Annotated in this window: 28 protein-coding genes, 1 tRNA gene and 2 pseudogenes; 12 read left to right on the top strand and 19 right to left on the bottom strand. The window is 63.7% G+C overall.

The window, feature by feature from the left end; genetic code table 11:
* Positions 1–162 precede the first annotated feature (162 nt).
* Positions 163–1,215: a Holliday junction branch migration DNA helicase RuvB gene (ruvB, locus tag CKO23_RS15370; RefSeq protein ID WP_200332695.1), complete on the bottom strand. Its 1,053-nt coding sequence runs from the start codon at positions 1,213–1,215 to the stop codon at positions 163–165.
* A gap of 102 nt (positions 1,216–1,317) precedes the next feature.
* Positions 1,318–2,799 carry an FAD-linked oxidase C-terminal domain-containing protein gene (locus CKO23_RS15365; protein ID WP_200332694.1) on the bottom strand — a complete coding sequence of 494 codons (1,482 nt, stop codon included), beginning with the start codon at positions 2,797–2,799 and terminating at the stop codon, positions 1,318–1,320.
* Between the two features lie 197 nt (positions 2,800–2,996).
* On the opposite strand from CKO23_RS15365, the gene CKO23_RS15360 reads away from it, so the two are divergent.
* Positions 2,997–3,072: transfer RNA gene (locus tag CKO23_RS15360), tRNA-Thr, on the top strand.
* A 24-nt stretch (positions 3,073–3,096) separates the two neighbouring features.
* On the opposite strand, the gene CKO23_RS15355 is transcribed toward CKO23_RS15360, so the two are convergent.
* The 5 genes and pseudogenes from CKO23_RS15355 to CKO23_RS15335 form a co-directional block, all read right to left on the bottom strand.
* Positions 3,097–3,690, bottom strand: a complete 594-nt coding sequence (locus CKO23_RS15355; RefSeq protein ID WP_200332693.1) for a site-specific integrase — start codon at positions 3,688–3,690, stop codon at positions 3,097–3,099.
* 131 nt (positions 3,691–3,821) lie between these two features.
* A complete protein-coding gene (locus CKO23_RS15350) occupies positions 3,822–4,205 on the bottom strand; it encodes a hypothetical protein (RefSeq protein WP_200332692.1) in 384 nt (127 codons plus the stop codon).
* A gap of 522 nt (positions 4,206–4,727) precedes the next feature.
* Positions 4,728–4,832 (bottom strand): annotated as a pseudogene (locus CKO23_RS15345) (helix-turn-helix transcriptional regulator); the annotation flags it as partial.
* 316 nt (positions 4,833–5,148) lie between these two features.
* Positions 5,149–5,448 (bottom strand): type II toxin-antitoxin system RelE/ParE family toxin, encoded by a 300-nt coding sequence (locus CKO23_RS15340; protein ID WP_200332691.1) that lies wholly within the window; start codon positions 5,446–5,448, stop codon positions 5,149–5,151.
* The gene (locus tag CKO23_RS15335; protein ID WP_200332690.1) at positions 5,445–5,735 is read right to left on the bottom strand and encodes a type II toxin-antitoxin system Phd/YefM family antitoxin; all 291 of its coding nucleotides are present in this window, start codon (positions 5,733–5,735) and stop codon (positions 5,445–5,447) included. The genes CKO23_RS15340 and CKO23_RS15335 overlap by 4 nt, the downstream gene beginning before the upstream one ends.
* A 333-nt stretch (positions 5,736–6,068) precedes the next feature.
* Here CKO23_RS15335 and CKO23_RS15330 point away from each other — a divergent pair, with 333 nt between their 5' ends.
* On the top strand, positions 6,069–6,497 hold the full coding sequence (locus CKO23_RS15330) for a DUF4400 domain-containing protein (RefSeq protein WP_242482471.1): 429 nt from the start codon (positions 6,069–6,071) through the stop codon (positions 6,495–6,497).
* A gap of 487 nt (positions 6,498–6,984) precedes the next feature.
* On the opposite strand, the gene CKO23_RS15325 is transcribed toward CKO23_RS15330, so the two are convergent.
* Together CKO23_RS15325 and CKO23_RS15320 are read right to left on the bottom strand one after the other, a co-directional pair.
* A complete protein-coding gene (locus CKO23_RS15325) occupies positions 6,985–7,362 on the bottom strand; it encodes a DUF3368 domain-containing protein (RefSeq protein ID WP_200332689.1) in 378 nt (125 codons plus the stop codon).
* Positions 7,363–7,459: 97 nt separating this feature from the next.
* Positions 7,460–7,720: a UPF0175 family protein gene (locus CKO23_RS15320; protein ID WP_200332688.1), complete on the bottom strand. Its 261-nt coding sequence runs from the start codon at positions 7,718–7,720 to the stop codon at positions 7,460–7,462.
* Positions 7,721–8,022: 302 nt separating this feature from the next.
* Between CKO23_RS15320 and CKO23_RS15315 the strand changes: the two genes are divergently transcribed.
* From CKO23_RS15315 to CKO23_RS15275, 10 genes are all read left to right on the top strand, one after another.
* Positions 8,023–8,760: a response regulator transcription factor gene (locus CKO23_RS15315; protein ID WP_242482470.1), complete on the top strand. Its 738-nt coding sequence runs from the start codon at positions 8,023–8,025 to the stop codon at positions 8,758–8,760.
* Complete coding sequence (locus CKO23_RS15310) at positions 8,757–9,128, top strand: hypothetical protein (protein ID WP_200332687.1); 372 nt, start codon at positions 8,757–8,759, stop codon at positions 9,126–9,128. Before CKO23_RS15315 ends, CKO23_RS15310 begins: the two co-directional genes overlap by 4 nt.
* 266 nt (positions 9,129–9,394) lie before the next feature.
* Positions 9,395–10,021 carry a hypothetical protein gene (locus CKO23_RS15305; protein ID WP_200332700.1) on the top strand — a complete coding sequence of 209 codons (627 nt, stop codon included), beginning with the start codon at positions 9,395–9,397 and terminating at the stop codon, positions 10,019–10,021.
* Between the two features lie 11 nt (positions 10,022–10,032).
* On the top strand, positions 10,033–10,926 hold the full coding sequence (locus CKO23_RS25700) for a TonB-dependent receptor plug domain-containing protein (RefSeq protein ID WP_242482469.1): 894 nt from the start codon (positions 10,033–10,035) through the stop codon (positions 10,924–10,926).
* Positions 10,927–11,595: a TonB-dependent receptor plug domain-containing protein gene (locus CKO23_RS25695; RefSeq protein WP_346014615.1), complete on the top strand. Its 669-nt coding sequence runs from the start codon at positions 10,927–10,929 to the stop codon at positions 11,593–11,595. It abuts the gene before it with no gap.
* A 42-nt stretch (positions 11,596–11,637) separates the two neighbouring features.
* Positions 11,638–11,907, top strand: a complete 270-nt coding sequence (locus CKO23_RS15295) for a hypothetical protein (protein WP_200332686.1) — start codon at positions 11,638–11,640, stop codon at positions 11,905–11,907.
* 52 nt (positions 11,908–11,959) lie between these two features.
* Complete coding sequence (locus tag CKO23_RS15290) at positions 11,960–12,562, top strand: hypothetical protein (RefSeq protein WP_200332685.1); 603 nt, start codon at positions 11,960–11,962, stop codon at positions 12,560–12,562.
* A 68-nt stretch (positions 12,563–12,630) separates the two neighbouring features.
* Complete coding sequence (locus tag CKO23_RS15285) at positions 12,631–13,764, top strand: phosphatidate phosphatase App1 family protein (protein ID WP_200332684.1); 1,134 nt, start codon at positions 12,631–12,633, stop codon at positions 13,762–13,764.
* 11 nt (positions 13,765–13,775) lie between these two features.
* Complete coding sequence (locus CKO23_RS15280; RefSeq protein ID WP_200332683.1) at positions 13,776–13,937, top strand: DUF1810 family protein; 162 nt, start codon at positions 13,776–13,778, stop codon at positions 13,935–13,937.
* A gap of 102 nt (positions 13,938–14,039) precedes the next feature.
* Positions 14,040–15,302 carry an IS1096 element passenger TnpR family protein gene (locus tag CKO23_RS15275; RefSeq protein WP_200332682.1) on the top strand — a complete coding sequence of 421 codons (1,263 nt, stop codon included), beginning with the start codon at positions 14,040–14,042 and terminating at the stop codon, positions 15,300–15,302.
* Positions 15,303–15,500: 198 nt separating this feature from the next.
* Here CKO23_RS15275 and CKO23_RS15270 read toward each other — a convergent pair whose 3' ends face one another.
* From CKO23_RS15270 to CKO23_RS15225, 10 genes and pseudogenes are all read right to left on the bottom strand, one after another.
* Complete coding sequence (locus tag CKO23_RS15270) at positions 15,501–15,827, bottom strand: BrnA antitoxin family protein (RefSeq protein ID WP_200332681.1); 327 nt, start codon at positions 15,825–15,827, stop codon at positions 15,501–15,503.
* Positions 15,787–16,026, bottom strand: coding sequence for a BrnT family toxin (locus tag CKO23_RS15265; protein WP_242482468.1), 240 nt, complete (start codon positions 16,024–16,026; stop codon positions 15,787–15,789). Before CKO23_RS15265 ends, CKO23_RS15270 begins: the two co-directional genes overlap by 41 nt.
* Before the next feature lie 410 nt (positions 16,027–16,436).
* Positions 16,437–16,853: a type II toxin-antitoxin system VapC family toxin gene (locus CKO23_RS15260; RefSeq protein WP_200332679.1), complete on the bottom strand. Its 417-nt coding sequence runs from the start codon at positions 16,851–16,853 to the stop codon at positions 16,437–16,439.
* A gap of 15 nt (positions 16,854–16,868) precedes the next feature.
* Positions 16,869–17,111: an antitoxin gene (locus CKO23_RS15255; RefSeq protein WP_200332678.1), complete on the bottom strand. Its 243-nt coding sequence runs from the start codon at positions 17,109–17,111 to the stop codon at positions 16,869–16,871.
* A 498-nt stretch (positions 17,112–17,609) separates the two neighbouring features.
* Positions 17,610–17,708, bottom strand: a pseudogene (locus CKO23_RS15250) (glutaredoxin); the annotation flags it as partial.
* A gap of 66 nt (positions 17,709–17,774) precedes the next feature.
* Positions 17,775–18,185 (bottom strand): Rieske (2Fe-2S) protein, encoded by a 411-nt coding sequence (locus CKO23_RS15245; protein WP_200332677.1) that lies wholly within the window; start codon positions 18,183–18,185, stop codon positions 17,775–17,777.
* Between the two features lie 3 nt (positions 18,186–18,188).
* The gene (locus CKO23_RS15240; protein ID WP_200332699.1) at positions 18,189–18,419 is read right to left on the bottom strand and encodes a hypothetical protein; all 231 of its coding nucleotides are present in this window, start codon (positions 18,417–18,419) and stop codon (positions 18,189–18,191) included.
* Positions 18,420–18,878: 459 nt separating this feature from the next.
* The gene (locus CKO23_RS15235) at positions 18,879–21,278 is read right to left on the bottom strand and encodes an EAL domain-containing protein (protein ID WP_200332676.1); all 2,400 of its coding nucleotides are present in this window, start codon (positions 21,276–21,278) and stop codon (positions 18,879–18,881) included.
* A gap of 12 nt (positions 21,279–21,290) precedes the next feature.
* The gene (locus CKO23_RS15230) at positions 21,291–21,725 is read right to left on the bottom strand and encodes a hypothetical protein (RefSeq protein WP_200332675.1); all 435 of its coding nucleotides are present in this window, start codon (positions 21,723–21,725) and stop codon (positions 21,291–21,293) included.
* Positions 21,726–21,739: 14 nt separating this feature from the next.
* Positions 21,740–22,921, bottom strand: a complete 1,182-nt coding sequence (locus tag CKO23_RS15225) for a hypothetical protein (RefSeq protein ID WP_200332674.1) — start codon at positions 22,919–22,921, stop codon at positions 21,740–21,742.
* Between the last annotated feature and the right edge of the window lie 293 nt (positions 22,922–23,214).

Genomic DNA, 23,214 nt, shown 5'->3' with positions numbered 1-23,214 from the left:
ACCCAGCAGGCGTTCTTACGCGCGCTCAAGGTACCAGAGGAGCACTTTATCCACCCATCCCCGTGCTGCTGAATCGATGCCGCTGAAAAATACGACATCGGTGCTGTCACGGGGTGCGGAATGTCCGATCTGGTGTGGCTGCCAGCCCGGATGACGTCGACCTCATTCGCCAGCCGCATCCAAGAGATCGGCTGTCGCGCCATTCGCCATTGATGTGGGCCGTTTGAACCCGAAGTGCAGGTAGGCCGACTGAGTGGCCATGCGACCGCGCGGCGTGCGCATCAGATAGCCCTGCTGGATCAGGAAGGGTTCCAGTACATCCTCGATGGTTCCGCGCTCCTCGCCGATCGCCGCCGCCAGGCTCTCCACCCCGACGGGTCCACCGTCGAACTTCTCGATCACCGCCTCCAGCAGGCGCCGGTCCATGTGATCGAATCCCTGGGCGTCCACCTTCAGCATCGACAGCGCCTTGTCCGCCACCTCGGCGGTGATGCGCCCGTCGGCGCGCACCTGCGCATAGTCCCGCACCCGACGCAGCAGTCGGTTGGCGATCCGCGGCGTGCCGCGGGAGCGCCGGGCGATCTCCGCCGCGCCCGTCGGTTCGGTCTCGATGGCCAGGATTTGGGCGGAGCGCTTGACGATGTGCGTGAGATCCTCGGCGCAGTAGTACTCCAGCCGCTGCACGATGCCGAATCGGTCGCGCAGCGGAGAGGTCAGGAGCCCCGCGCGCGTGGTGGCGCCGACGAGGGTGAAGGGCGGGATGTCCAGCTTGATGGAGCGTGCCGCCGGCCCTTCGCCGATCATGATGTCGAGCTGGAAGTCTTCCATCGCGGGGTAGAGGACCTCCTCGACCACGGGGCTCAGGCGATGGATCTCATCGACGAAGAGCACGTCGCCCGCCTCAAGATTGGTCAGCAGGGCGGCCAGGTCGCCGGGTTTCTCGAGCACGGGTCCAGATGTCTGGCGCAGATTGACCTGCATTTCGTGCGCGATGATGTGGGACAGCGTCGTCTTGCCGAGACCGGGTGGTCCGAAGATGAGGACGTGATCGAGCGCTTCCTTGCGCGCGCGCGCCGCGCCGATGAAGATCTCCATCTGCTCACGCACCGCCGGTTGCCCGACATAGTCCGCCAGCTGGCGCGGACGAATCGCGCGGTCCATGGCCTTGTCGTCGGACGCGGCGTCCGGGTTGATCAAGCGATCGGGGTTGCTCATTGCGCTCTAGCTCAAAGGGGCATGGGTGCCAGCCCCTCATCCTAAAGCAAGCAGCGGTCGCCAGTCAGGGGATTCGCGGCGATGGTTGGCGTCTGGCGGGGGTCAATGCCGATGCGTTCGGTCCGGCAGCTGGCGATACTCCGAGCAGCGCCGCGGGGTCGGAACGCCCTTACCGGGATTGAGCAACGCCTTGGGGTCGAACGCCTCTTTGAGCGCATGGAACTGGCGCAGCTCCTCCGGGGAGAACTGCACGCACATCTGGTTGATCTTCTCGACGCCAACGCCGTGCTCGCCCGTGATGGTGCCGCCGACCTCCACGCACAACTCCAGGATGCGGCCACCGAGTTCTTCGGTGCGCTCCAGTTCGCCGGGCTTGTTGGCGTCGAAGAGGATGAGGGGGTGCATGTTCCCGTCGCCCGCGTGGAAGACGTTGGCGACGAGCAGGCCATACTCCTCGGATAGCTCGGCCGTTCTTCGCAGCACTTCGGGCAGCGCACGCCGCGGAATGGTCCCGTCCATGCAGTAGTAGTCCGGCGAGATCCGTCCGACCGCCGGGAAGGCGGCCTTGCGGCCCTGCCAGAAACGGATGCGTTCGGCGTCGTTCCGTGAGGTCCGCACCTCGGTCGCGCCGCTCTCCAGAAGCAGGCTGCGAACCTGCATGATTTGCTCGGAGACCTCCTGGTTGGTTCCATCCAGTTCGCAGATCAGGATCGCCGCCGCATCGGTCGGATAGCCCGCGTGGACGAAGTCCTCGGCGGCCTGGATGGCGGGTCCGTCCATCATCTCCAGACCGGCCGGGATGATGCCGGCGGCAATGATCGCGCCGACCGCCTGGCCGGCCTTCTCCACATCGTCATAGGCCGCCAGCAGGGCCTGGGCGCGCTCCGGCACCGGCAGCAGCTTGACGGTGACCTCCACCGTGACGCCCAGCATGCCTTCGGAGCCGATATAGAGTGCCAGCAGGTCATAGCCGGCCGAGTCCAGCGCGTCGGAGCCCAGCTCGACCAGCTCGCCCTCCATGGTCACGAAGGTCACGGAGAGCACGTTGTGGACGGTGAGCCCGTACTTGAGGCAATGCACCCCGCCCGAGTTCTCCGCGACATTACCCCCGATGGTGCAGGCGATCTGGCTGGAGGGATCTGGCGCGTAGTAGAGGCCATGCATCATGGCCGCCTCGGTGATGGCCAGGTTGCGTACACCAGGCTGAACGCGCGCGGTGCGTGCCACTGGATCCAGCGCGAGGATACGGTTGAACCGTGCCAGGCTGAGCACGATGCCGTTGCCCAGGGGCAGGGCGCCGCCCGACAGCCCGGTCCCCGCGCCGCGCGCTACCACGGGCATGTCACGCGCGGCACAGAGCCTGAGCACGCGCTGCACCTCCTCGACCGTGCGTGGAAGCACGACCAGCAGCGGCAGTTGCCGATAGGCGGAGAGCCCGTCGCACTCGTACGGCTGCAACTCCTCCTCGCGCCTCAGCACAGAGTCCTCTGGCAGGAACGCGCGCAACGCGGCGACCAGCTCGGCACGGGCGGCCGTCAGCTCCCGGTCGTCGAACGCCATCCGAGTCGGTTGAATGAGGCTCATGGATCTCTGTCCTTCGTTGGCAGTCAGTTCGATAAAACGGGAGACTATGGCCTGAGCGCGAAGCAGTAAAGGCAAGCCCGACTCGACACGTCGAAAACCCGAAACGAAAACCTTCTCGCATTGAGCAGGCTCGCGTCTTCGCGCTATACTCGCAGCCTTGGGATGATCGCCTTAGCGATTGGTCTCACGCCTTCCACGCTGGCGTAGCTCAGTTGGTAGAGCAGCTGATTTGTAATCAGCAGGTCGGGGGTTCGAATCCGTCCGCCAGCTCCATATTTATCTATTTGGAACAGTAATTTAGCGGCCTTTTTGGCCGTTTGTTCCACTTCCATTTTTGATGGCTGTGCCGGAAATTGTGCGAATCTCCTCCACTGTCCGGAGGCCTGTCTCGATTCTGGCCGCGTGCTCAGCCAGATGCTCCGGCGAAAGGTGAGCATAGCGCTGGACCATCGCAAAGGAAGCCCAGCCCCCGAGTTCCTGCAGGACGTGCAGCGGCGTCCCGTTCTGGACATGCCAGGATGCCCAGGTGTGCCGCAGATCGTGCCAGCGGAAGTTCTCGATCCCGGCCCGCTTGAGCGCTTTGTACCAAGCCGCGCTGTTGGCCTCGGCGATGGGCACCCACTCCGGCGCGAGCCCCTTTCTGGGCTTGGCGTAAGCGAACACCCGCTCCGGGTGTCGACCTTGCCAGCGGCGAAGCACGCACACGGCGTCGTTGTTGAGCGGCACGCCGATCGCCCGTCTCGCTTTCGCTTGGTCGGGATGAATCCACGCGACTTTCCGCTCTAGGTCCACCTGGCTCCAGCATAGGCCGGTGACATTGGCCTCGCGCAATCCCGTGGCGAGACTGAACCGGACCATGTCCGCCAGGTGCTCGGGCAGTTCGGTGGTCAAACGCTCGGCTTCTTCGCGGGTCAGCCAACGGATCCGCTGGCGTGGCTCGGGTAACAGACAGATCGCAGGCGCCCTCTCTAGCCCTAGCCCTAGCCATCGCCATTTGCGCTCTGCGCGGCGGACGATGGCCCTCAGCAAGGCCAGGGTTCGATTGACGGTCGCGTTACTTGCACCGCCGGCTTTACGAGACGCGATGATGCCATCGATGCGGTCGACGTCGATTTTGTCGAGGTAGCATCCGGCCAGTTGCCCATCGAGCCAGCGCAGATGACAGAGGTCGTCCTGATGCTGGCCTTGTAGTCGGTTTCCTCGACCCAGCGCACCACCGCTTGCTCCCAAAGCCGGCGTGGTTTTTCATCCATCCGGCCTTGTCGCCACAACTCCTGTTTTAGCTTTGCTTCGTACTCTTCGGCCGCTTTCTTGTCTTCCGTGCCAGTAGAGCGGCGTATCTCCTTTTGTCCTGGTGGGGTGAATCGCGTCCACCAGTGACGGCTGCCTGGTCGCTTGTAAAGCATGCGCTCGTTCCTCTTGGCGTGGCAGCCGCCCGCGCCTGTTCAGCATAGCGTGAGCGCAGCCAATCGGCTAAGTCCTCATCAATGAACAGCGCGCGGCACATGGAGATCGTAAGAGCGCGGATGATTGAACGCGGTTGGCGCATGCCGGTGTCCTCGTGACGTGGGCACGGATGCCCTGTCGACGTCGACGCTTGATAGTGGTCAAGAGGCGAAACTTGACCAGAAGTGAAGCGCTCATGACGTGGCTCGCAACAGTGGCTGGGCGCTGCATAATAATGGGCCGGGCAGGGAACCGTCACCGCACACCGCTTCGTCGCGGCTCTGCGGCTTGATCGGTTCGCTCATCCGCCCATCCGCACCAGACCAGTGACCACGCCAAGGATCTGAATCTCACCAGGGCTGAGCACGAGCGGTGCGACCTCGGGGTTGGCCTGCTGGAGCCGAATCCGGTTCGTCTCAGCATAGAAGCAGGAGCGGTGGGCACGCTTCCGGGGCGTCATTGGTCGCTGATCCGCTGCCCGGTCGCGTCGCCGGCACGCGCAGCGCCACGGCCAAGGCGTTCACGCTCATGCCCAAGGGGGCGAGAAAGTCCTCGCGCAAAATCTCACCTGGATGCACCGGGCGCATCGCGTTGGTAGGTGTCATGGCTGGGTCTCCTCAGCGATCGTCCACGATCTCGACATTGATCGCATCGCCATCTCGCCACACAAAGGAACTGTCCATTTTCTACGTCCCGATTCGAGCCTGGTGACGAAGCTCCAGCTTCGTCATCCGCGAAAGCGGGAAACAATTGATGGTCAGTTCCAAAGCACAGCCGCCACTGCGCGTTTGATGTCCCACTCCGTCCGAGAGCCTCTTTGCCGCCGCACGGATGCGACTCGCCCCCGTCACGACCGAGCACTTGAACCTGGCATCCGCTCAATGCGCGGCGGCGTCGAGCGTCTCACCGGACGTGCTTGGCTGGCTCCATCCGGCCATGCAGCACGCGGACGATCTCGATCAACGCTGGCGCATCGGCGCCGCGTCGAAAATAGATCACGTGGCTTTGCTGCGGATAACTGTAGAGTCCTTCAACGAGATCGGGCCGGGGCTGCCACAAGGTGGCGTTCTCGCTGAGCCAAAGGAAACGGGTGACCAGGGCATCAATGTACCGATCGGCCTGATCGAGGCTCCATTGCTGGGCGGAATAGTCCCAGATCTCGGCGAGATCCGCTTGCGCGCGTCCCGCTAGCCGGTAGGTCACTTTTTCGCGAGTCGCTCGCGGCCAGCGGCCTTGATCTGTCCGGCGAGCGTGGGAAGCTCGTCAGTCCTGTACTCGGTGTAGGCACCCCGTTCGAGATCCGCGATCCCCGCCGTGATCTCGGCGCGGAGTTGCCGAAGCTTGATGGCGTTCAGCTCGTCGTACTCTTCCTTTGAAAGGACGACAGCGACGGCGCGCCCGTGGCGCTCGATGACGACCGGCTCGCGCCGAGCGGTATCCAGCAAGTGGCCGAAGCGGGCCTTGGCGTCGTGGGCGGAAAGGCTTTGCATGCGGAACCCCGAGGTAATGGCCTAATTGGACCAAATTAGGCCAAACTCGGTGCCGGCGCAAGTCGGGACAGACCCAGTCAGGGGATCGCCTGCTCGACTCGTTTGCCTGTCGATTGGGTTGGTCGACGACCGTCTAGACCCTGCGCGAAGCCCTGTCGGTGCGGGTGGGTTGCCGTGCTGCTCCTGCTGCTGGTCGGTCTGATCAGGATCGTGTGATGAGTGCCGACGGGGTGGCTGGAGCAGGTCGCGACGCTGGAGCGGGCCTGGTCTCGACAGGCGCTCGGTGAGCGGAGCGCCGTGGCGGTCTCAGATTTGGCACGACGCTGGTCCGCGATGCAAAGGAACCAGGACGACACGTTGATCGCGGGCCAGTCGATGCACGCCGATCGTCAAGGATCCGTCCTGATCGATGGGGTCGATCCGGACTGGCTCCTCGAGCGCTCGAAGGCCGTCCGCCTGCTGGTTGAACTGGCCTGTCTGCGCGCCGCCCTGCTTACGGCCTGGGCGCCGGCGCTCGGGCTGCTGCTCGTCGCCGGCGTGCTTGAGGGCCACTGGCGCTGGCGGATCCGTCAATTGGGCTTCGACTACCCGAGCCCGGTTGCCCGCCAGGCGAGTCAGACCGGTCTAACGCTGGTGGTTGGGCTCCTGCTGTTGGTCCTATTGCTCCCGCTGCCCCTGCATCCCTTCGTCATACCTCTTCTGACCCTGATCGCCGTGCGCCTGATCGGCACCGGCATCACGCATCTGCCCAAACAACTGTGAGTCCGTCGTGTTGTCGCTCACGCGATTCCGCCTCGTTCTGAGCGTCATCCGCGCTGGCTTTATCTCTCGCGAATGACGGCGGTGACTCTTGCACGCGGGGAGCGTTCAGAGGCAGGGCGGAGTTTGAGTTCGAGCTACCGACGCATAGCGGACACACAGAATCGTCTTATTTTCAGCGCTTCAAGCGGATTCCTAGAGTTAAGTAAACTGTCACCGGAACTGCCAGCGCTTCAAGCGGATTCCTAGAGTTAAGTAAACTGTCACCGGAACTGCGCGCTTGGTCCTTGGCCGCGTCAAGTTCGATTTTGGACGCGAGCGCATGCAGAAAATCCGCCAGCGAGTCGTAGAACAGGTCGCCAATCGCTTCGGCGAGCTACTCGTGGGTTCCAGGGTAGCCTTTGATCTCTGTGGTGTGCTTCATGTCTGACCTCGATAGGCTTTTGTTGACTAAAGTCCTGATGACTGGATGCCGCCCTGGCACTGGGCTTCAAGACGATTCACGCGCCTTCTGAAGCGCGAGCCGATACACTGAATCACCCAGCCAGAAGCCGGCATCGGTTCTCAGCGCATCGAGACTCGGCCGGATGGCTGGCAACAAACCGCGTCGCTTCGCCAGCAGCAGAACCCCGACCACGCCCATGGGCGTCAATCCCTGTTGCTGTGCAAGTCGACGTCCGTCCTGCTCGTCCAGCAGGATGAGATCGGCGCCCAGTTCGACCGCGAGTGCGATGCTCGCGGATTCGCCCCGGTCGAGATCCCGCTGCAAGGCGCGCATCAGCGCCTGGTTGTTGGGTGCCTGGCGAATGATCCAGGACGCCTGTGCAACCTCATCGCGACCGGGCCAGGAACGACCGTTGGCGTTCAACTCATCCCAGACCGCATGGGCGATTTCGACACGACCGAACAGCCTGTGCAGTAGATCGAGTTGGCCGATCGCGGCGAGGTGTTGCTGACCACTCGCCTCATGACGCCGAGCGGTCCCAGTTGGATAAGGTGTCCAGGTCCTCGAACAGATCCGCCTCGTCGTAGTGAGCGGGTAACTCCCGCGACGCCAGTAATTGCCGAAACCGCCACAGTGACATCCCAGCCAGTTCTCTCGCCTTCCCGATCGAAAGCCGCCGTTGCACATAGAGACTGATGGCAAGCTCCTGTTTGAGCTGGTCCGGTGACAAACGGGCGGAGTCCAGGATGTCCTGCGGAATGTCGATCTGAGTTGATGCCATCTGTGACTCCTGACGGATTTGATGAGCGAGCCTCATTCTGCTGCTCGGACTGATGGGTGTCGAGAGCCACGCGTGAGCGGCTTGAACAGGCGTCTTTGACGCCTCCTTGCGTCGCACCGGCGAGACTGGCGTCTATGACGCCGCTTGCACGCGCTCGATCACATTGGCGTCTTTGACGCCTTGTCGCATTAGTCTCCCTCGCTATGTTGACCACAAGCCCGCAAACGAGGGAGTTCATCCATTCAATGAACAGTGGTTTTTGCCAGTTAATGGCCTGTTGCGATCCACACCGCGACCGCGTCTTGCCTGAGCAGGGCGCGCTGCACGAACCGCCAGAGCGCCTGATCAGGGCTCCCGTTCGGGTCCTGATCGCGGAGGACGAGACCCTCCTGCGCACGGCTGTCGCCGAGCTGCTGCCGCAGGTGGCGGGTGCCGCCGTGGAGGTCGTCAGCGCCTGCGCCACACGCAGCGAGATGCTGCGTGACACACGGGCCTTGCAGCCGGACGTGGTGCTCCTGGATCTGCGCATGCCGGACCGCGACGGCCTGCTCTGCACCCTCGGCGGCGCTGACACCATCGCCGCGCTCCAGCGCCAATGGACCGACGTGCGCGTCATCTGTCTCAGCGTTCACGCCCAGCCCGACCTCGTGCGCGCCTGTCTGGATGCCGGCGCGGCGGGGTATCTGGGCAAGGGGGTCTTGCCGGAGGAGTTGTGGCGGGCGGTGCGCACCGTCGCCCTGGGTGGGCGCTATGTCGAGCCGATGCTTCAGGCGCGGCTGCACATGCACATCGCGGGCGCCGAGGCCGAGGTCCGCTCGCAGCTGCTGGCGGGGCGCCGCGGCGATGTCCTGCGCCTCCTGCTCGAGGGGCATTCGCCCGCCGAGATCGCCGCGACGCTGCCCATCACCAAGAAGTACGTCGACAAGAAGATCGCCGAGATCAAGACGCTTTTGGGTGTCGACACGCCGATCCGGATCTATCGGCTATGTCGCGAGCTCGGCATCGTCGATGACGAGCCCGGAGGAGGCATCCCGTCATGATTACCGCAGCCATCACGACCGTCTACGACCCAGACCTGGCGCTCGCCCGCGCGGGTGGGCGCGCCGACGTCCGCGACCGGATGCTGATCGGTCTGCTCGATTTGCTGGACGACCCGGCGCGTGGCGGGCGGCTGCTCGACGTGCAGCGTTATGGCAGCGAGACCGCCGCCTGCCAAGAAGCGGCGCGTGGTGCGGTCGGCGTTGCTCGGCAGGTGGCGACACCCCAGCTCGAAGCGCTGCTGCGAGCGCTAGAGGCGGCATTCGAAGCCGGCGATCTGGCGGCGGCTGAGCGTGTAGGACGGCGCCTGCCGGCGGCCGTTGAAGCCGTCTGCGCCGCGCTCGGCGCCGCCGGGTCATCGGCGCTCTGATTGACCGGGCGATCGGACCGACTGAACGCCATGGTCGCGGTATCCACTGGAAGAGGAGAGGCCATTGCATGGACCCCTTGCGTCATCGCTTGCGACCGGGAAGACCGAACGCTTGGCGCTCAGTGTGCGTGGCCCGCAACGCTGCTGCACGGCCGAGGCCAGCGCAGGGTTGGACGCTTGCCGGCGGATGGGTCCTGGTTCTGCTGCTGGCCTGGCTGCCTGCGGCCCAGCCTGCGCCGGCCGCTGCGTGTCAGGAGGCCCCGTTGATGCTCATCCATCCTGCGGTGGCGCCGCCCTATGAAGAGGTCGTCAATCAGCTCTTCGAGGGACTCGCACAGGGTACGAGCCAGGACATCGGCGTCTGTGCGCTCGATGCGCTGAATGCACGGTCCTGGTCGCGCCCGCCCCGTCAGGTCGTGGCCGTCGGTGGGTCTGCCTACGCCGCGGCCGAGCAGGCCTTTTCGAATGCCCGGGTCTTGCCGATTCTGGTCGGGACCTTGCCCGCTGCGGCGCGCGATGGACTCTCCCGCTTCGTCGATCCCTCCCTGGTGCTCGCGCAGTTGCGAGCCCTGTCTCCGAACACCGAGACGCTCTATTTCATCCACCTTCAAGCGGTGCCGGACGACCTGGTCAGGCGCGCGCAGCGGTCGGCCGAAACGCTCGGTTTGCGTTGGATTCCGATCGCGGTTGGCAGTCTGCGCGAGGCCGCCTTGGCCATCGAGAGGGTCCGAGGCGAGGCCAGCACCACCAGCGACGATCGGGCACCCCTCCAGGCGGCCATCACCCGCCTCGGTGCCCACCTGATGGTCAAGCCAGTGCGGCCGGAGCGGCTCATCGGGACCATCGTGACGCTGATCGAGCAGTCTGAGCAGGCTGATCGCGGCACGCCCTGAGATGAAGACCCATGACACGACTCCTGTTCGCCACCCTGGGCGCACTTTCCAGCTCCGCCCTGGCTCAGACCTCCGCGGAGGAATTGTTCGGTTCGGAGAGAACCGTCAGCATCGCGACCGGACGCGCCCACCTCTATCGCACGGCCCCGGCGGTCGCGACCGTCATCACCGCCGAGGACATCCGTAACGGCGGATTCCGCAGCGTCGGCGAGGCGCTGCGGTTGGTGCCCGGATTCCATCTGGGCTTGACCAATGATTACGCGCCAAACGTCCTGGTGCGCGGCTTCTCGAGTCTCGGCTCTGGTAACCTCTTGGTGCTGCTCGATGGGATGCCTCAATCGGATCTGATCCTGGGGAATCCGCTCAGCGTCCTGGGCGTCATCCCCATCGACGTCATCGAACGGATCGAGGTGACGCGTGGACCGGGCTCCTCGGTGTTCGGCGCGGATGCCTTCTCCGGGGTGGTCAATGTCATCACGCGCAAGCGGGTCGACCAGCAGCAGATCACGCTGAGTGGCGGCTCGGAGCGCACAGGTGACGGACGCCTCCTGGTTGGGAACAGCAACGCATCCACCGACATCGTCCTTGGCGCCGAGGTCATGGAGACGGACGGGCCTACGCCCGTGATTCGCGCCGACCGCTTGTCGCAGATCGATTCCGTGCTCGGGAGCGGATTCTCGCTGGCACCGAGCGCGGTCAACACCGACCAACGCAATCTGGGCGTGCTGGCGAATGCCCGATTCGGTCAGACGCGCGCCATGCTGCGGCTCTCGCGCACCACGCAGGGGCTTGGTGCCGGAATCTTGAGTGCCATCGATCCCAGCGGGACGCGCACGCTGGAGACGGTCGAAGGGCGGCTCGAGCGCAAGGTCAGATTCAGCCAACGGCTCGCGCTGACGCTCTAAGTGGATGCCGCGCAGGAGACCTGGCGACTGCGCTCGGATCTTCGCTATGCGGCGAGCGCTCGGCATTTCATCACCCTGGGGCTCGAGGTTGAGCAGGTCCGCTACGCGCTCGACGCGCTGGAGCTGCGCGGATTGGATGCCGTCGCGTCTGGCATGGGCACGACCAGCACCACGCTGAGCGACCCGCTCACGGGTTATGCCAGCGCGTTGACGCAGTTGCTGTCCGCGGCCGCAACGGGATCTGACGATGACGGCCATGGCCGACTGCTGTCCGCCTATTTCCAGGACGAATGGCTGATCGCCCCGAAGTGGTCGCTGACCTGGGGCGCACGCCTCGACGACGACTCGGATGTTGGAACGCATGTCAGCCCACGCGCCGTCCTCGTCTGGACACCGCTGCCCGAATGGACCGCGAAGCTGCTCTATGGCGAGGGCTTTCGTGCTCCGACGCTTCTTGAGACGCGCAATGGGTTGTTGCCCATCTATCAGGCGAACGCGGCATTGGAATCGGAGCGTCTGCGCACCCTCGAGATCGCGCTGCAGTATCGGCCACACCCCGATCTGGAACTGGGGCTGAATCTGTTCCGCCATGAAACCCTGGATCAGATCCGTTTGCAGGATCTAGCCGCGCGTCCACGTCATCGGCTTTGGCGCCAAGAACTATACTGAGCGACTGGATTCCTGCCCTAACCGCGTTGATCGGCACCACTCATGCGTCCGTTGACTCAGCACATTCTTCTGCCATTGCTCGCCCCGCTGGCGGTCGTTGCCCTGTCCGTTACGCCCCTGTCGGTCATTGACTGCCGGACGCGCGGCTTGCTCGCGTTGGCGATCGTGCTCGTGGCCTTGATCGTCGGCATTGGCCTGGGGATCCGCGGCTTGTCTGCCAGGCGGCGGGGGATGCCGGTCTCTGGCTGGTGGATCGCCGCGATGTGCATTCTGGTGCTTCCCGCCCTGCGCGTCCTCGGCCCGCTCGGGTGAGGACGCATCGGGTTGGGGGCGTCTGACGTCACGACAGAGGGGGAACACTGGCATGTCACGCACCAGCCCGGAAGCCGTCTTCGCGGCTGCGCAAGCGGCGATGGAGCGCGGAGATTGGGAAACCTTTTTCGCGTGTCTGGATCGCAGCGACTTGAAACCGTTAGCAAAAATGGGCATTCCGCTCGGAGCGGATCCGGAGGGCGCCTCTTCCAGCCTGTGTCTGGAGCATGGTATTCCGGCCGAGGCGTTGCAGCATGTCAGGGCATGCGCTGAAGCGCTTCAAGACTCCGCGCAGCGGATGATGTCCGGATCGGTGGGGGCTGCGTCGGGCGCAACGCCCCCAGCGGATCTGCTGCAGCAGTCCCTGCGTCACCGCGACTTGGTGAAGGCCCTGAATGGCGCCATCGCGACCTGCCTCGGATGCGTGACCGATCTCGCCACGTTCACGGCCAAGGCGGAGCGGTTGAAACGGGCGACGCTGGGCGGTGGGTCGGTCAGCTCGTCGCTCTTCGTGGGTGAGTCTCTGGTCGACGTTCGGATCGAGGGAAAGAAGGCGAGGGGCATTCGCCGCATCACGCGCGACTGGAGCGAGCCAATCGCCTTCGAGCAGAAACGGGGCCAATGGTTCATCAAGTTCTTGCCGAACAGACGCTGATGGGCAAGAGAACGCCCCAGCTCTGGATCCGTCGAGCCGGACGCGCCCATCAGGCGACGTGCGGCCGGATGATTCAGCATCTGGCAGCCGTGACCATGGTCCTGCTACTCCTGCTCGGCGGGGTTGCACCACCGCGGGCGGAGGACGTCAAAGCCGTCACCATCTACCCCAGCGATGGCTATCGTGCCGGGGCGCAGTGGGCGATCCCGCTGCGCCTCTGGGTCCATGAGCCCCGGTCGCTCACCACGGATCTGATCACCCGCCTGGTCGCGCGGCCCGAGCGGCGCTCGGCGGCCGAGATCGCGCGGGCTCACGACCGCTTATCCGACCTGGTCGCGGATGACGAGTCCGGGGAGCAGGTCGTCTTGGGGTTCGACGAGGATCCGCGTCAGATGACCTACCGCGTCGCGGATGCACGCGGCACGCCACTGGCGAGCGACCTCAACGGTCTGATCGAGGGCACCGTGCGACTGGACGTCGCACGGGTCGAGGAACTGCTGCGCGCCCAGGGATCCACGCAGGGCTGGCTGCGTCTGCGCACGCGCTCATCGGGACACCAGGGGGAGGGCAGGGTGCGCCTGCTGGCATCGCAGGGACGTTCCGTGATTTCAGATATCGACGATACCCTCAAGATCACGGGGATCCCCGCCGGGCGCGAGGTGGTGCTGGAGAACACCTTCTTCCGCCCCTTCGTCGTCGCGCCCGGGATGGCGCAACGCTACCGGGCGCTCGGCGCGGCGACGGCGTTTCATTATGTCTCCGGCAGCCCCTGGGCGCTCTATCGGCCGCTCGCGGACTTCATCACGGCGGCCGGCTATCCCGCGGGCTCCTTCCACCTGAAAAGTGTCCGCAAGAATCTGCTCACGGCGGGTGCGTGGCAGGATCTCGCGCGCCTGGCGGGCGGCGAGGCGACGCGGGCGCAGAAGCGTGCGCAGATCGGCGCGATCATCGGCCAGTTTCCCGCGCGTCGCTTCATCCTCGTCGGCGACTCCGGTGAGCAGGATCCGGAGATCTACCGTGCGATTCGCCAGCGTTTCCCACGGCAGATCGAGGCGATCTGGATCCGCGATGTCGTCGATGACCGCCACCGCCATCCCGCGCGGCTGGCGGGGATGACCGTCATCCCGGCGTCTGCCTGTCGTCCCGATTCCGATCCGGCGCGGCCCGCTGCGTCTGGGGCGCCTTGCGGGCTGAATGAATAGGAGATCGCGTCATGACAGATACCCATGATCGCCATGATCTACAGCGTTTCGTCGAGGCGCAAGAAGACGACTATGCTCGAGCCCTTGCCGAGATTCGCAGCGGTCGCAAGCGCTCGCACTGGATGTGGTACCTCTTCCCGCAATCGGGTGCTGACGCGGTACTTCCAGGGTGAAGGCGACCCCCAGACTCTGCGCCTGCTGGGCCTGGCGCCAGGCGGCGATGACTGATATGAAGCCTGTTGCAGAAAGATCCGGATCAAACTGATCGTGAGCCTATGACCAAAACCCACACCCCTGTACCGACCTCCACCCACCCACTCGAGGCACCTGATTTCGAGCGGCAGCCGCCGGGAAGCATCCTGCGAGATTTCGACGCCCTGCTGGACCTGATTGGCGATCAGGGGCTGCCGCTCACCCCCGGCCACCTGTTCGCCATGAAGACGCTGGAGTCGATCAATCAGCGTCTCACCCATCCCCTGGAACTGGGGCTGAAACGCGCGATGCAGAAATCCTATCCGCACATCAATGGTCTCTATCTGGTGCTGCGCGCCACTGGTCTGGCGTGGATCGACACGGCGTCCAAGAAACCGCGGTTGCATCTCGACCCCCTCGTCCTGGCCTCCTGGTGCTCCCTCAACGCCGCCGAGCGCTATTTTGCCTTGCTGAAAGCCTGGTGGGGTCGTTCAAGCGAGGAGATGATCGGCGAGCGCGCAAGCTGGGGCGGGGATGCGTCGATGAGGGTCGTGACCTTTCTGAAGCGGTTGCCGAACACGGGTCACCTGACGTTCGAAACACCTCAGCACGCGGATTGGCTCCGGTATTCTCCCGGCCTCCACCATCTGGCGTTGCTGGAGCTCTTCGGCTTGCTCGACCTACGGGCCATGCCACCGGAGAAAGGCAAGGGATGGCTGCCTGAGCGGGTCGAACTCACCGAGTGGGGACGTGCCTTGCTGGGCCACTTTGGGGCCTTCATGCGCCAACAATCTCTGCTGCCCGAGGCCGAATCGGACATGCCCATCCTCGACGCCGTGGACTTTTTCGACTCCCTGGCGCGTTTCGAGCACTGGAGCCGGCTGGTGCGCCCGCACATCCCCGAGTGGCGCGAGGAACTGGAGATCCCCGAGGAGCCTTTCCAACCCGGCCAGCATCTATTCAAGGTGGCGCTGGGGGCGGATTGCTGGCGGCGGATCGCCATTGGGGGCGAGACCGCTCTCGACGCACTCGCGGACACCATTCTCGGCGCCTTCGACTTCGATGACAGGGATCATCTCTACCGCTTCAGCTACCAGGACCGCTTCGGGTGCACCGTCGAGATCGATCATCCCCATTTGGCGGGTGAGTCCGAATACGTCGCCGATGAGATCAAGGTGGGCGACCTCGCGCTTTGCGAGGGGATGCGGATCGACTTCCTGTTCGACTTTGGCGATGACTGGCGCTTCGAACTCCTCGTCGAGCGCGTGAACGACGAACCCGCGAGCCAGCAGCCGCAGGTCCTGGAAGCGCATGGCGCGGCGCCCGTGCAGTATCAGGATTGGTAGCGGGCATCGACAGGTGCGTGATCGTTCGATCAAGCGCGGAGCCCCCCCAACCCGGTGGTCGATTCCCCAGGTGCGATCTGCTTCGGTCGCGCTGTGGGGCGAGCTAATGCTCAACTCCGGTCGTCAGGATTGTCGTGCAGACCATCTGTGGGCCTTGCTGATACGACAATGTGCTCTGTCTTGCGGTGGGTGCTTCACTCAACCGCGTGCGTCCAACTCCTCGCGGATGATGCGGCGCAGATCGGTTTCGAGATGCTCCGATTCGATCACCCGTCGGAGCGTCTCATTGATCAGTGTCTGATAGCCACGATCCCCGGCCATCGCCTTGAAATGCTCCACGATCGGCGCGTCGAGCATGATATTGATCCGAAGCTTGCCCGTGCGTGCACGCACGGCGGTCTGCCATTCGGGGCGACTGACGGCTCGCCCCCCGAGTTGAAATCGGGCACGGTCGAAATCGGCCTGAGTCAGCGTCGGCGCCTCATCAGAAGTATCCGGCGTTACGGTAATAGAGGTCTGTTTCATGGCTGTCTGCCTTGCGCATGGAAATGATGCGGATGGTGTCGTCAGATTCTACGTGGACGACCAACACGACCAGACAATCCAAGAGTCCGATGCCGATCATACGCTGTTCGCCATAACCCTGGAGGGCGTCTTCGAACAAGAGCATCGGCCCCTCGAAGACGTGGGGCGCATCGACAAAATCCAGCCCGTGCTTCTTCAAGTTGGTTTGTCGTTTGGCTTCATCCCATGTATAGCGCATTGGAGGATAAATGCATATTTTTATGTGTATAAAAAGGGCTGAACGAACATTGAAAGCCCGGTCCAAGCCCTGCTTTGCGAGCGCCTTGCTGTGTGGAGTGGAGTCCTCTAACCCTGAGATCCCTGACCTTGATGCTGTCCTCGACTTGGCAGATTTTTCAGACCGCCAGTCGGACTTTACAGCAGGTGACGAGCCGGGTCGTGAGGTGTGCCGGAAGATGTGCAAGAGCATCGCCGTGAGTCGCGTGAATACGGCTTGACAGGGCGGGAATTGGAGTTGCGCGGGCGGTATAGACGACGAGGGTCGTCATGACAAACAAGGCGCGAGGCGCAGCGCTCGCACAGCCCATTGCGAGGGGCGATCTGCCGCGCTCAGCGCTGGGTGGCGAGCCAATTCTCGACCCGCAGCGTGGGTACCCGCCTGAATTCGTCCGCATTGTCCGTCACGAGCGTGAGGTCCTGGTCCAGGGCATGTGCGGCGATCAGCAGGTCGTTGGGGCCGATCGGCGTTCCTGCTTGCTCCAGGGCAAGGCGTACCCTGGCGTAGGCTTCATCGACACCGGCCTCGAGCGGTAGGACCGGCATGGACGCGAGCAGGTCCGAGACTTTGTCGAGCAAGACGGGCGAACCGCGCTTGAGCGCGCCGAAGCGCAGCTCAGCCGCGACGATGAGGCTGGTGCACACCCGATCGTGGCCACGGCGGCTCAGGAGTGTCGCGACCGGGCCTTGTGGCTCGCGGATCAGCGCCGAAAGGATATTGGTGTCGAGGAGATAGCGCAGCGCGGACATGGGGGTGCACGGAGCCTAGAGCTGGATATCGTCGAGTGCCGGGAGCCCTTCGTCGATATCCGGCAGGGTCTCATCGAGGGGCTTCCAGCCGGCAAGCAGCGTCGCGAGATCGGCTCGGCGCTTGACGGGCTCGATGATCAGCCGCTCGCCGTCACGGCGAATCACTGCCTCATCGGCATCCAGCTCCAAGTCGCGCGGGATCCGCAGCGCTTGATTGCGCCCATTGCGAAAGAGACGAACATGACGTTCCGATTGCATGGCATCCGAGTCCAGGTCTGTTGGCATATGACTAAGCATAGGCCAAACGTCTTTCAGCCGCGACCCTTGCAGCTTTAGGCGAAAGCCCCGGTCCTTCGTCGTCTAACGTTGGGCGCGTATCGTCGGCTCATGGGAACGAGGCTGGTTGAGGTTCTCTTGGTTGGAGATCGGCGAAAGAACGTTGGGGATGACCATAAGGGAGTGCCGCTCAGCTGTGCCTGAAATTGTGCGGCGGGGCTACAGAACTGGCTGTTACTGGGGCAGAATAGGACAGGAAATCGCTTTGCGCTGGCGTCTAACCGGTTGTTTTTATAAGTCTTGTTTGATGACTGTCGGATTTGTAATCAGCAGGTCGGGGGTTCGAATCCGTCCGCCAGCTCCAGTAGAAAGAAAAAAGGGTTAGCTTGGTCAGCTAACCCTTTTTTCTTGCCTGATCGGGCTATGGATAACGCAGGGGGTAACGATCTGAGCGCGTTTGCCTTGTTCGGGACTGTGATGGGCTGAGAACCCGCAGCGCGGCTCGCGCGGCGTGCCCTTCATGTAGAGGACGACTGGGTTTTCCTGGAGTTGTTGACGGATCTTGTCGGTGGTTTTCATCGGGATTGCTCGCTGAGGGAGGTCGGTGATCGGTTGTCCGCGCGGCGCATGCAGCTGCCGGCGGTATCAAGCATCGCTGGAGTCGATCAGTCCCCGCACGCGTTTGTCGACGAGGTACACCTGACCGTCGATCTCCGCGGAGCGCAAGGATTCAAGGTGCTCGCCGGAGCACAACACGCTCAAGGATTCACCCGTGGTCGGGTCGTAGACGATACCGTGCATGGAGCAGCGCAGGTGCCCTTGCTCCGTATCGAAGACCGCGTCGTGCATGCAGTCCAGGCGCCGCACCATGTGCACGCATTGATTCAAATAGGCGTAGACCTGGCCGCCATGTCGCAGCACGATGGCGGTCTGCCGCGCGTTCTTGAACAGCAGTGGGATGATGCGATGCTGACGATCAGTCAGCTCGGCGCTGTCACAGACCAGCAGCTTGCGTTTGTCACGCGCTGACGCGCGATGGCTTGCTGTCGTGTCCATTGCTCAGGCGCCCGGGTTCGTCTTCAGATGCGCGGCCAGGGCGCTGTCCATGGTCGCGGCATGCACGGCGAACCAATCTTCGCTCTCGTCGAGAGCGGCTCGCGGTCGGGCGATCTCGCTCGATGCGCGGCCACGGGTTAGACAGCGCTCGCCCGTGTCGCGACAGGCATGCTTGCCAGCGAAGACGTCCGCGCGCAAGTTGTCTAAGACCAAGTTGTCTAAGGAACTGTCCATCTTCTACGTCCTGATTGAGCCTGGTGACGAAGCTGGAGCTTCGTGACCAGAAAATACCAAGTTGTCTAAGACCAAGTTGTCTAAGCCAAGGACGGCTCCTGTCAGCGCGATCGGTTTGGCAGTGTGGATTGGCGCCATGCGATCGATCTGCGTTGCTGTTGTGCTTGCACGATCGAAAGCAAAGGATGAGCCAGAAACAGCAGCGAATTTTTTCAATGGCTTAGCGAAAGAGCCGACCGGCTACGATGGCGGCCTGTCGCATTCGCGACAAAGACAGATCCAAGGTAACACCGCGGCCGCGCTGGGTCGGTGAGACGCGATCTCGGCGGCCACCCTGTCGAGCCCGAGCTCGTCCATGCGGCGGATGGCGGTGTTCGGAATGGCCACCCACGCGGACATGTCTTTTCCCTCGTTGGCCATGCCTGTGCTGGCCGATCCGAAATCGGCGTGGTCTCCAGATCAGATATCGCGCGTCGCGCGCAGCAATTCAGGGATCCGCTCGCTGACTTCCAGGAAGGATTCGATGGGGACTGGGCGTGAAAAGTAATAGCCCTGAGCGTAGCGGCAGCCGATGCTTCTCAGCAGACCGATGTGCTCGGCCTGCTCGACGCCCTCCGCGACCACATCCATCCCGAAGCTGCGCGCCATGGCCACGACCGCGGTCACCAGCGCTTGGTCGCCCGGGTCCGTGGCGATATCGCGGATGAAGCTCTTGTCCACTTTGAGCGTGTCGACCGAGAACCGCTTGAGGTAGGACAGCGATGAATAGCCAGTGCCGAAGTCGTCCAAGTAGATCGGGAACCCCGCTTCTCGTAGGGTCTTAAGCCAGGTCTGGGCGCTCCCGACATCACTGAGGAGAACGCCCTCGGTGATCTCCAGGGCAAGCTGGCTGGGGGAGATGTCCAACCGGCTGACCTGATCGAGCAGCACACGCGGCGGGAGGCCTTCGGGTATCTGGGAGCCAGACACGTTCACTGAGAGTCGATAGGGGAGGCCCTGCCGTTTCCAGTCGGCAAGGGTCCGGCACGCCGTCTCCAGGACCCAAAGCCCGATCTCGTTGATGAGGCCCGTCTCCTCGGCCAGTGGAATGAAGGCGTCCGGCGGCACCAGGCCACGATCCGGATGCTGCCAGCGGATCAGCGCCTCGGCCCCGGCCAGACAGTTGCGTTCCAGGTCGATGATGGGCTGGAGGAAGAGGGCGAACTGTTCCTCCGGCACCGCGCGTCTTAGATCCAGCTCCAGGCTGCGGCGCTCCTCGGCCAGCTTGGCCAAGGTTGGATCGAAGAAGCGGATGCTGTTCCCCGCCGAGCCTTGGGCGTGGGACAGGGCAAGATTGGCGTGTCGCATGAGCCCTTGGATGTCACTCTCGACATCGTGCGGGTAGAAGGCGATCCCGATGTTGATCCGCAGTCGCACCGGCGAGCCCGAGACGAAGTAGTGGCGCTGGAGCTCGCGCAGGACACGCTCGGCGACGCGCTCGGCGTCCAGGTCACGGTCGAGGTCGCCGAGCACAAGTGCGAACTGATCGGCTCCAGGCCTTGCGATGGTGTCGCTCCCTTTGACGCAGGTGGACAGACGCGCCGTCGCCTCGCGGAGAATCTCTTCCCCGGCCGTCGGACCGAACCCCTCGAGGAAGCGCTTGAAATCACCAAGACTGACGAGGGCGAGCGCGAAGCCTCTGCTCTGCTTGAAGTCGCACGCCTGAACCATCTCAGTCAGCCGCTGCTCCAAGCCGAGCTGATTGGCGAGGCCGGTGAGGCTGTCTGTGACGGCGAGTCGCCGAGCCGAACGCTCTGCCTCCATATGTTGAGTGACATCGTAGACCACGCCCTGAATGGATTGATCGGCGATGGGTGTGAGGACCATGCAGAGCCACCGACTCGCTCCCTCGGGCGCACCCAGCTCCAGGTCGGCCGAGGTGCTCGCATGATCGCTCATGCAACGCAGCAGCAGCTCCCCGAGGCGTGCGGGCTCTTTCCATCCAAGACTCAGCAGCGAGAGCGGCGTTGACGTCTGCTCGGCGTGCGGCGGGACCCGCATCAGCCGCGCGAACGCGGGGTTCCAAGAGGTGATGGTGCCCAGGTTGTCGATGATGAAGATGCCGGTTTCGGCATTCTGCACAATGGCGTGATAGCGGCGCTCGTCGATCTCGCGCTGGATCCGCAGCGCGCGCTCCTCGTCGAGCGTCTTCACCAGACGGTCGGCCATGAGGTTGACGTCGGCGACCAGGACGCCGATCTCCGATTCCTGGCGGCCCGCGGGCAGTGGCAGACGCTCGCCTTGCGCCGGATCCATCTGGTGGAGGCTGTCCGAGATCGACTTGATGGGCCGCACGATCTGCAGCAGCATCGCCGCCGTCATCGCCAGCACGATCAGGAGCAACTGCAGCCCCGTCTGCAGCATGGCGACCCAGGTTTCTCGCCGCATTGCGTCGCGGATCACGGCGAGGTTCGGCGTGAGCAGGATGCGCCCGACCCGCTCCTTCGGATCGAAGGGCGAAAAGACGTCACGAGCGAGCGGTTCGCTGTCCGCGCCGGTCTCCCCAGCACCCGGATCGCGGTGTTGGCCGGCGAGTTCTCGATCGCCGCCTTGGATGACCACGCCCAGCACCTCGGAACTCTTCAAGAGACCCGAGGCCAGCTCTGAGGCCAGTACCTCGTCGTCGGTGAAGCAGGCCACGCTCGCGGTATCCTCGACGGTGTCCAGCAGCTGCCAGAGCCGACGGGTGGAGTCCTCTTGCGCGCGCATCTGGTTGTAGCCGAGCGTGATGCCGACGCTGAGTGCACCGGTCACCAGTGACACCAGGGTCAAGACCAGGCCGGTGCGAAAAAGGATGCTCTGATGCCAGTGAGGCTGCATGCGAGTCCCCGCTCAGTCGCCCAGCTTGAAGACGACTTTGACGAGGGGCGTCTGCCGGCCCGCTCGCACATAGCCCAGGCTGCCCGGATTGCTGGCCAAGAACTGCAGCATGTCTTGCTCGGAGGTCGCCTGCTCGGGCGGCGCGGTCTTGCCCGAGAAGCGCAGGCGTGACCAGTAGGAGCGGATCTCGGCTGGCGTCTTGTCGACCAATTGAACGTAGAAGTCGCTGAAGAGCCCCTGATCCGTCGGTTGATCGACCGGAAGTGCCGATTGACCGTTGGGTAGCTGGCGGAAGCGCCCGAGAAAGATGTTCACCACCTCCTCGCGCGTGAGTCGATCCACGCCGCTGGCCGTGCTCATGACCACCACCACTGGACCATCGGCATAAGACTGCAAGGCCACCAGCAGGAGCAGGGCGGCAATCAGTGCTCGGAGAGATCCGTCCATACGCATGGCCGGCGCTAGAAGACGAAGTTCCAAGAAAGACTGAAGACCGTCATGGATCCATCCCATTCCTCGTTCTCCCAGCGATAGAGAAAGGTCGAGCTTGGATCTCCACGGATGACGTCCACCTGAGCCTTGAGTGCCATTCCTGGGCGGAAGTCCCAACGGGTGCCCAGGAAATAGGTTCGCTGATCGGTGTGGAAATTGGCTTGATAGGTGTCCGTGTAGCCAGGGATGGCGTACTGAAGGTTGGCGGGTGCCGACTTGGCGGCGGAGACCCCGACGAAGGGCGTCCAGTCCTGCACGCGGTAGCCCAGAACCAGATAGCCCGACCAGGTGTCCTCGAAGGTTCCGTGTTCGTTGAAGGTTTTACTCAACATCAACTGCGTCTGCAGGGGACCGGCGTCGTAGACGATTCCGAGCGAGCTGAAATGCGACCAGTGATCCTTGACACGCAGCTCATCGGCAGTGGCCTCGGGCAGGGCCGCGTAGAAGTCCTCGATGGGCAGGTCATTGGCGAAGCGCACGCTGGATTGCCCGAGTCGGACCTGCCAGGGTCCTTTCTGATAGTCCAGGTAACCGCCGACCAGCAGCGACCCGCTCATGTTGAATTGCCACTGATCCCAGGGTGTCTGCTCGCGGCTGACACCCCCGAACAGCTTGGCTCGGAACAGGCCGCCGGCAAGGGGTCGCGTGGCCGAGACGTCCATGCCATCCACGTAGCTGAAGGGCAGCGTGCCGTAGTAGTCGATCGGAGGTCTGACCGTCAGGTAGGAATAGCCAACCAGGCGAGAGTCGGCGAGCATGTAGAACTCGATCCCCAATCGTCCCGCGCGCAGACTCCAAGAGGGATTGGGATCGAAGCCGAGGAAGGCCCAGGTGATCTCGGGCTCGTACCCGCCGTCCGGGCGGTAGTGCGAGACCGCTTGCAGCGCGGCGCTCCATTCCGGTCGGATATTCAGGTCGGCTTGGAGGCCCAGCACCGAGTCGGTGTTGAGGCTCCACTGCTCCGTCAGTCCATCCGGATGTGAGAGATCACGGACGAATTGCGCTGACTCATCCGTCGATCGCGCCGCACCCAGGGTGCCGAAGCCGCTCAGCGAGAAATCCATGGCGCTCGCTGGGCCAACCATCGCGCTGGCCAACAGCAGCATCACCCCCTTGAGCACCTGCGGGCGTCTTCCGGATGGCTGAGTCAAAAGCATGACTCCGCATGGCGAGAAGACCGGTCACGGCCATCTCGGACTTGAATCGGCATGAAGCACCTCCTGGTCGTGCCTAGCTGTCCCTTCAACGCATCACCCCCGTGTCACCGCCGACAGCCTCTCTGAGCGGACCAAAAACATCGAGCCAAGATAGACACGCCATAGGGCATGACAGGGCGAGGCCGAGTATAGCCGCCGCGCGCGGAGCGCGGCCAGATAGCCACCTAAGCTGGGGCATCAAGGGTCGACAATCTGAGGGGCCTATCACGAAATCCGCGGAAGACGGC

This window comes from Thiocystis violacea (assembly GCF_016583565.1).
Taxonomy (GTDB): Bacteria; Pseudomonadota; Gammaproteobacteria; order Chromatiales; family Chromatiaceae; genus Thiorhodococcus; species Thiorhodococcus violaceus_A.
Note: the sequence above shows the minus strand (reverse complement) of the source record. Positions and strands in the feature narration are given on the sequence as shown.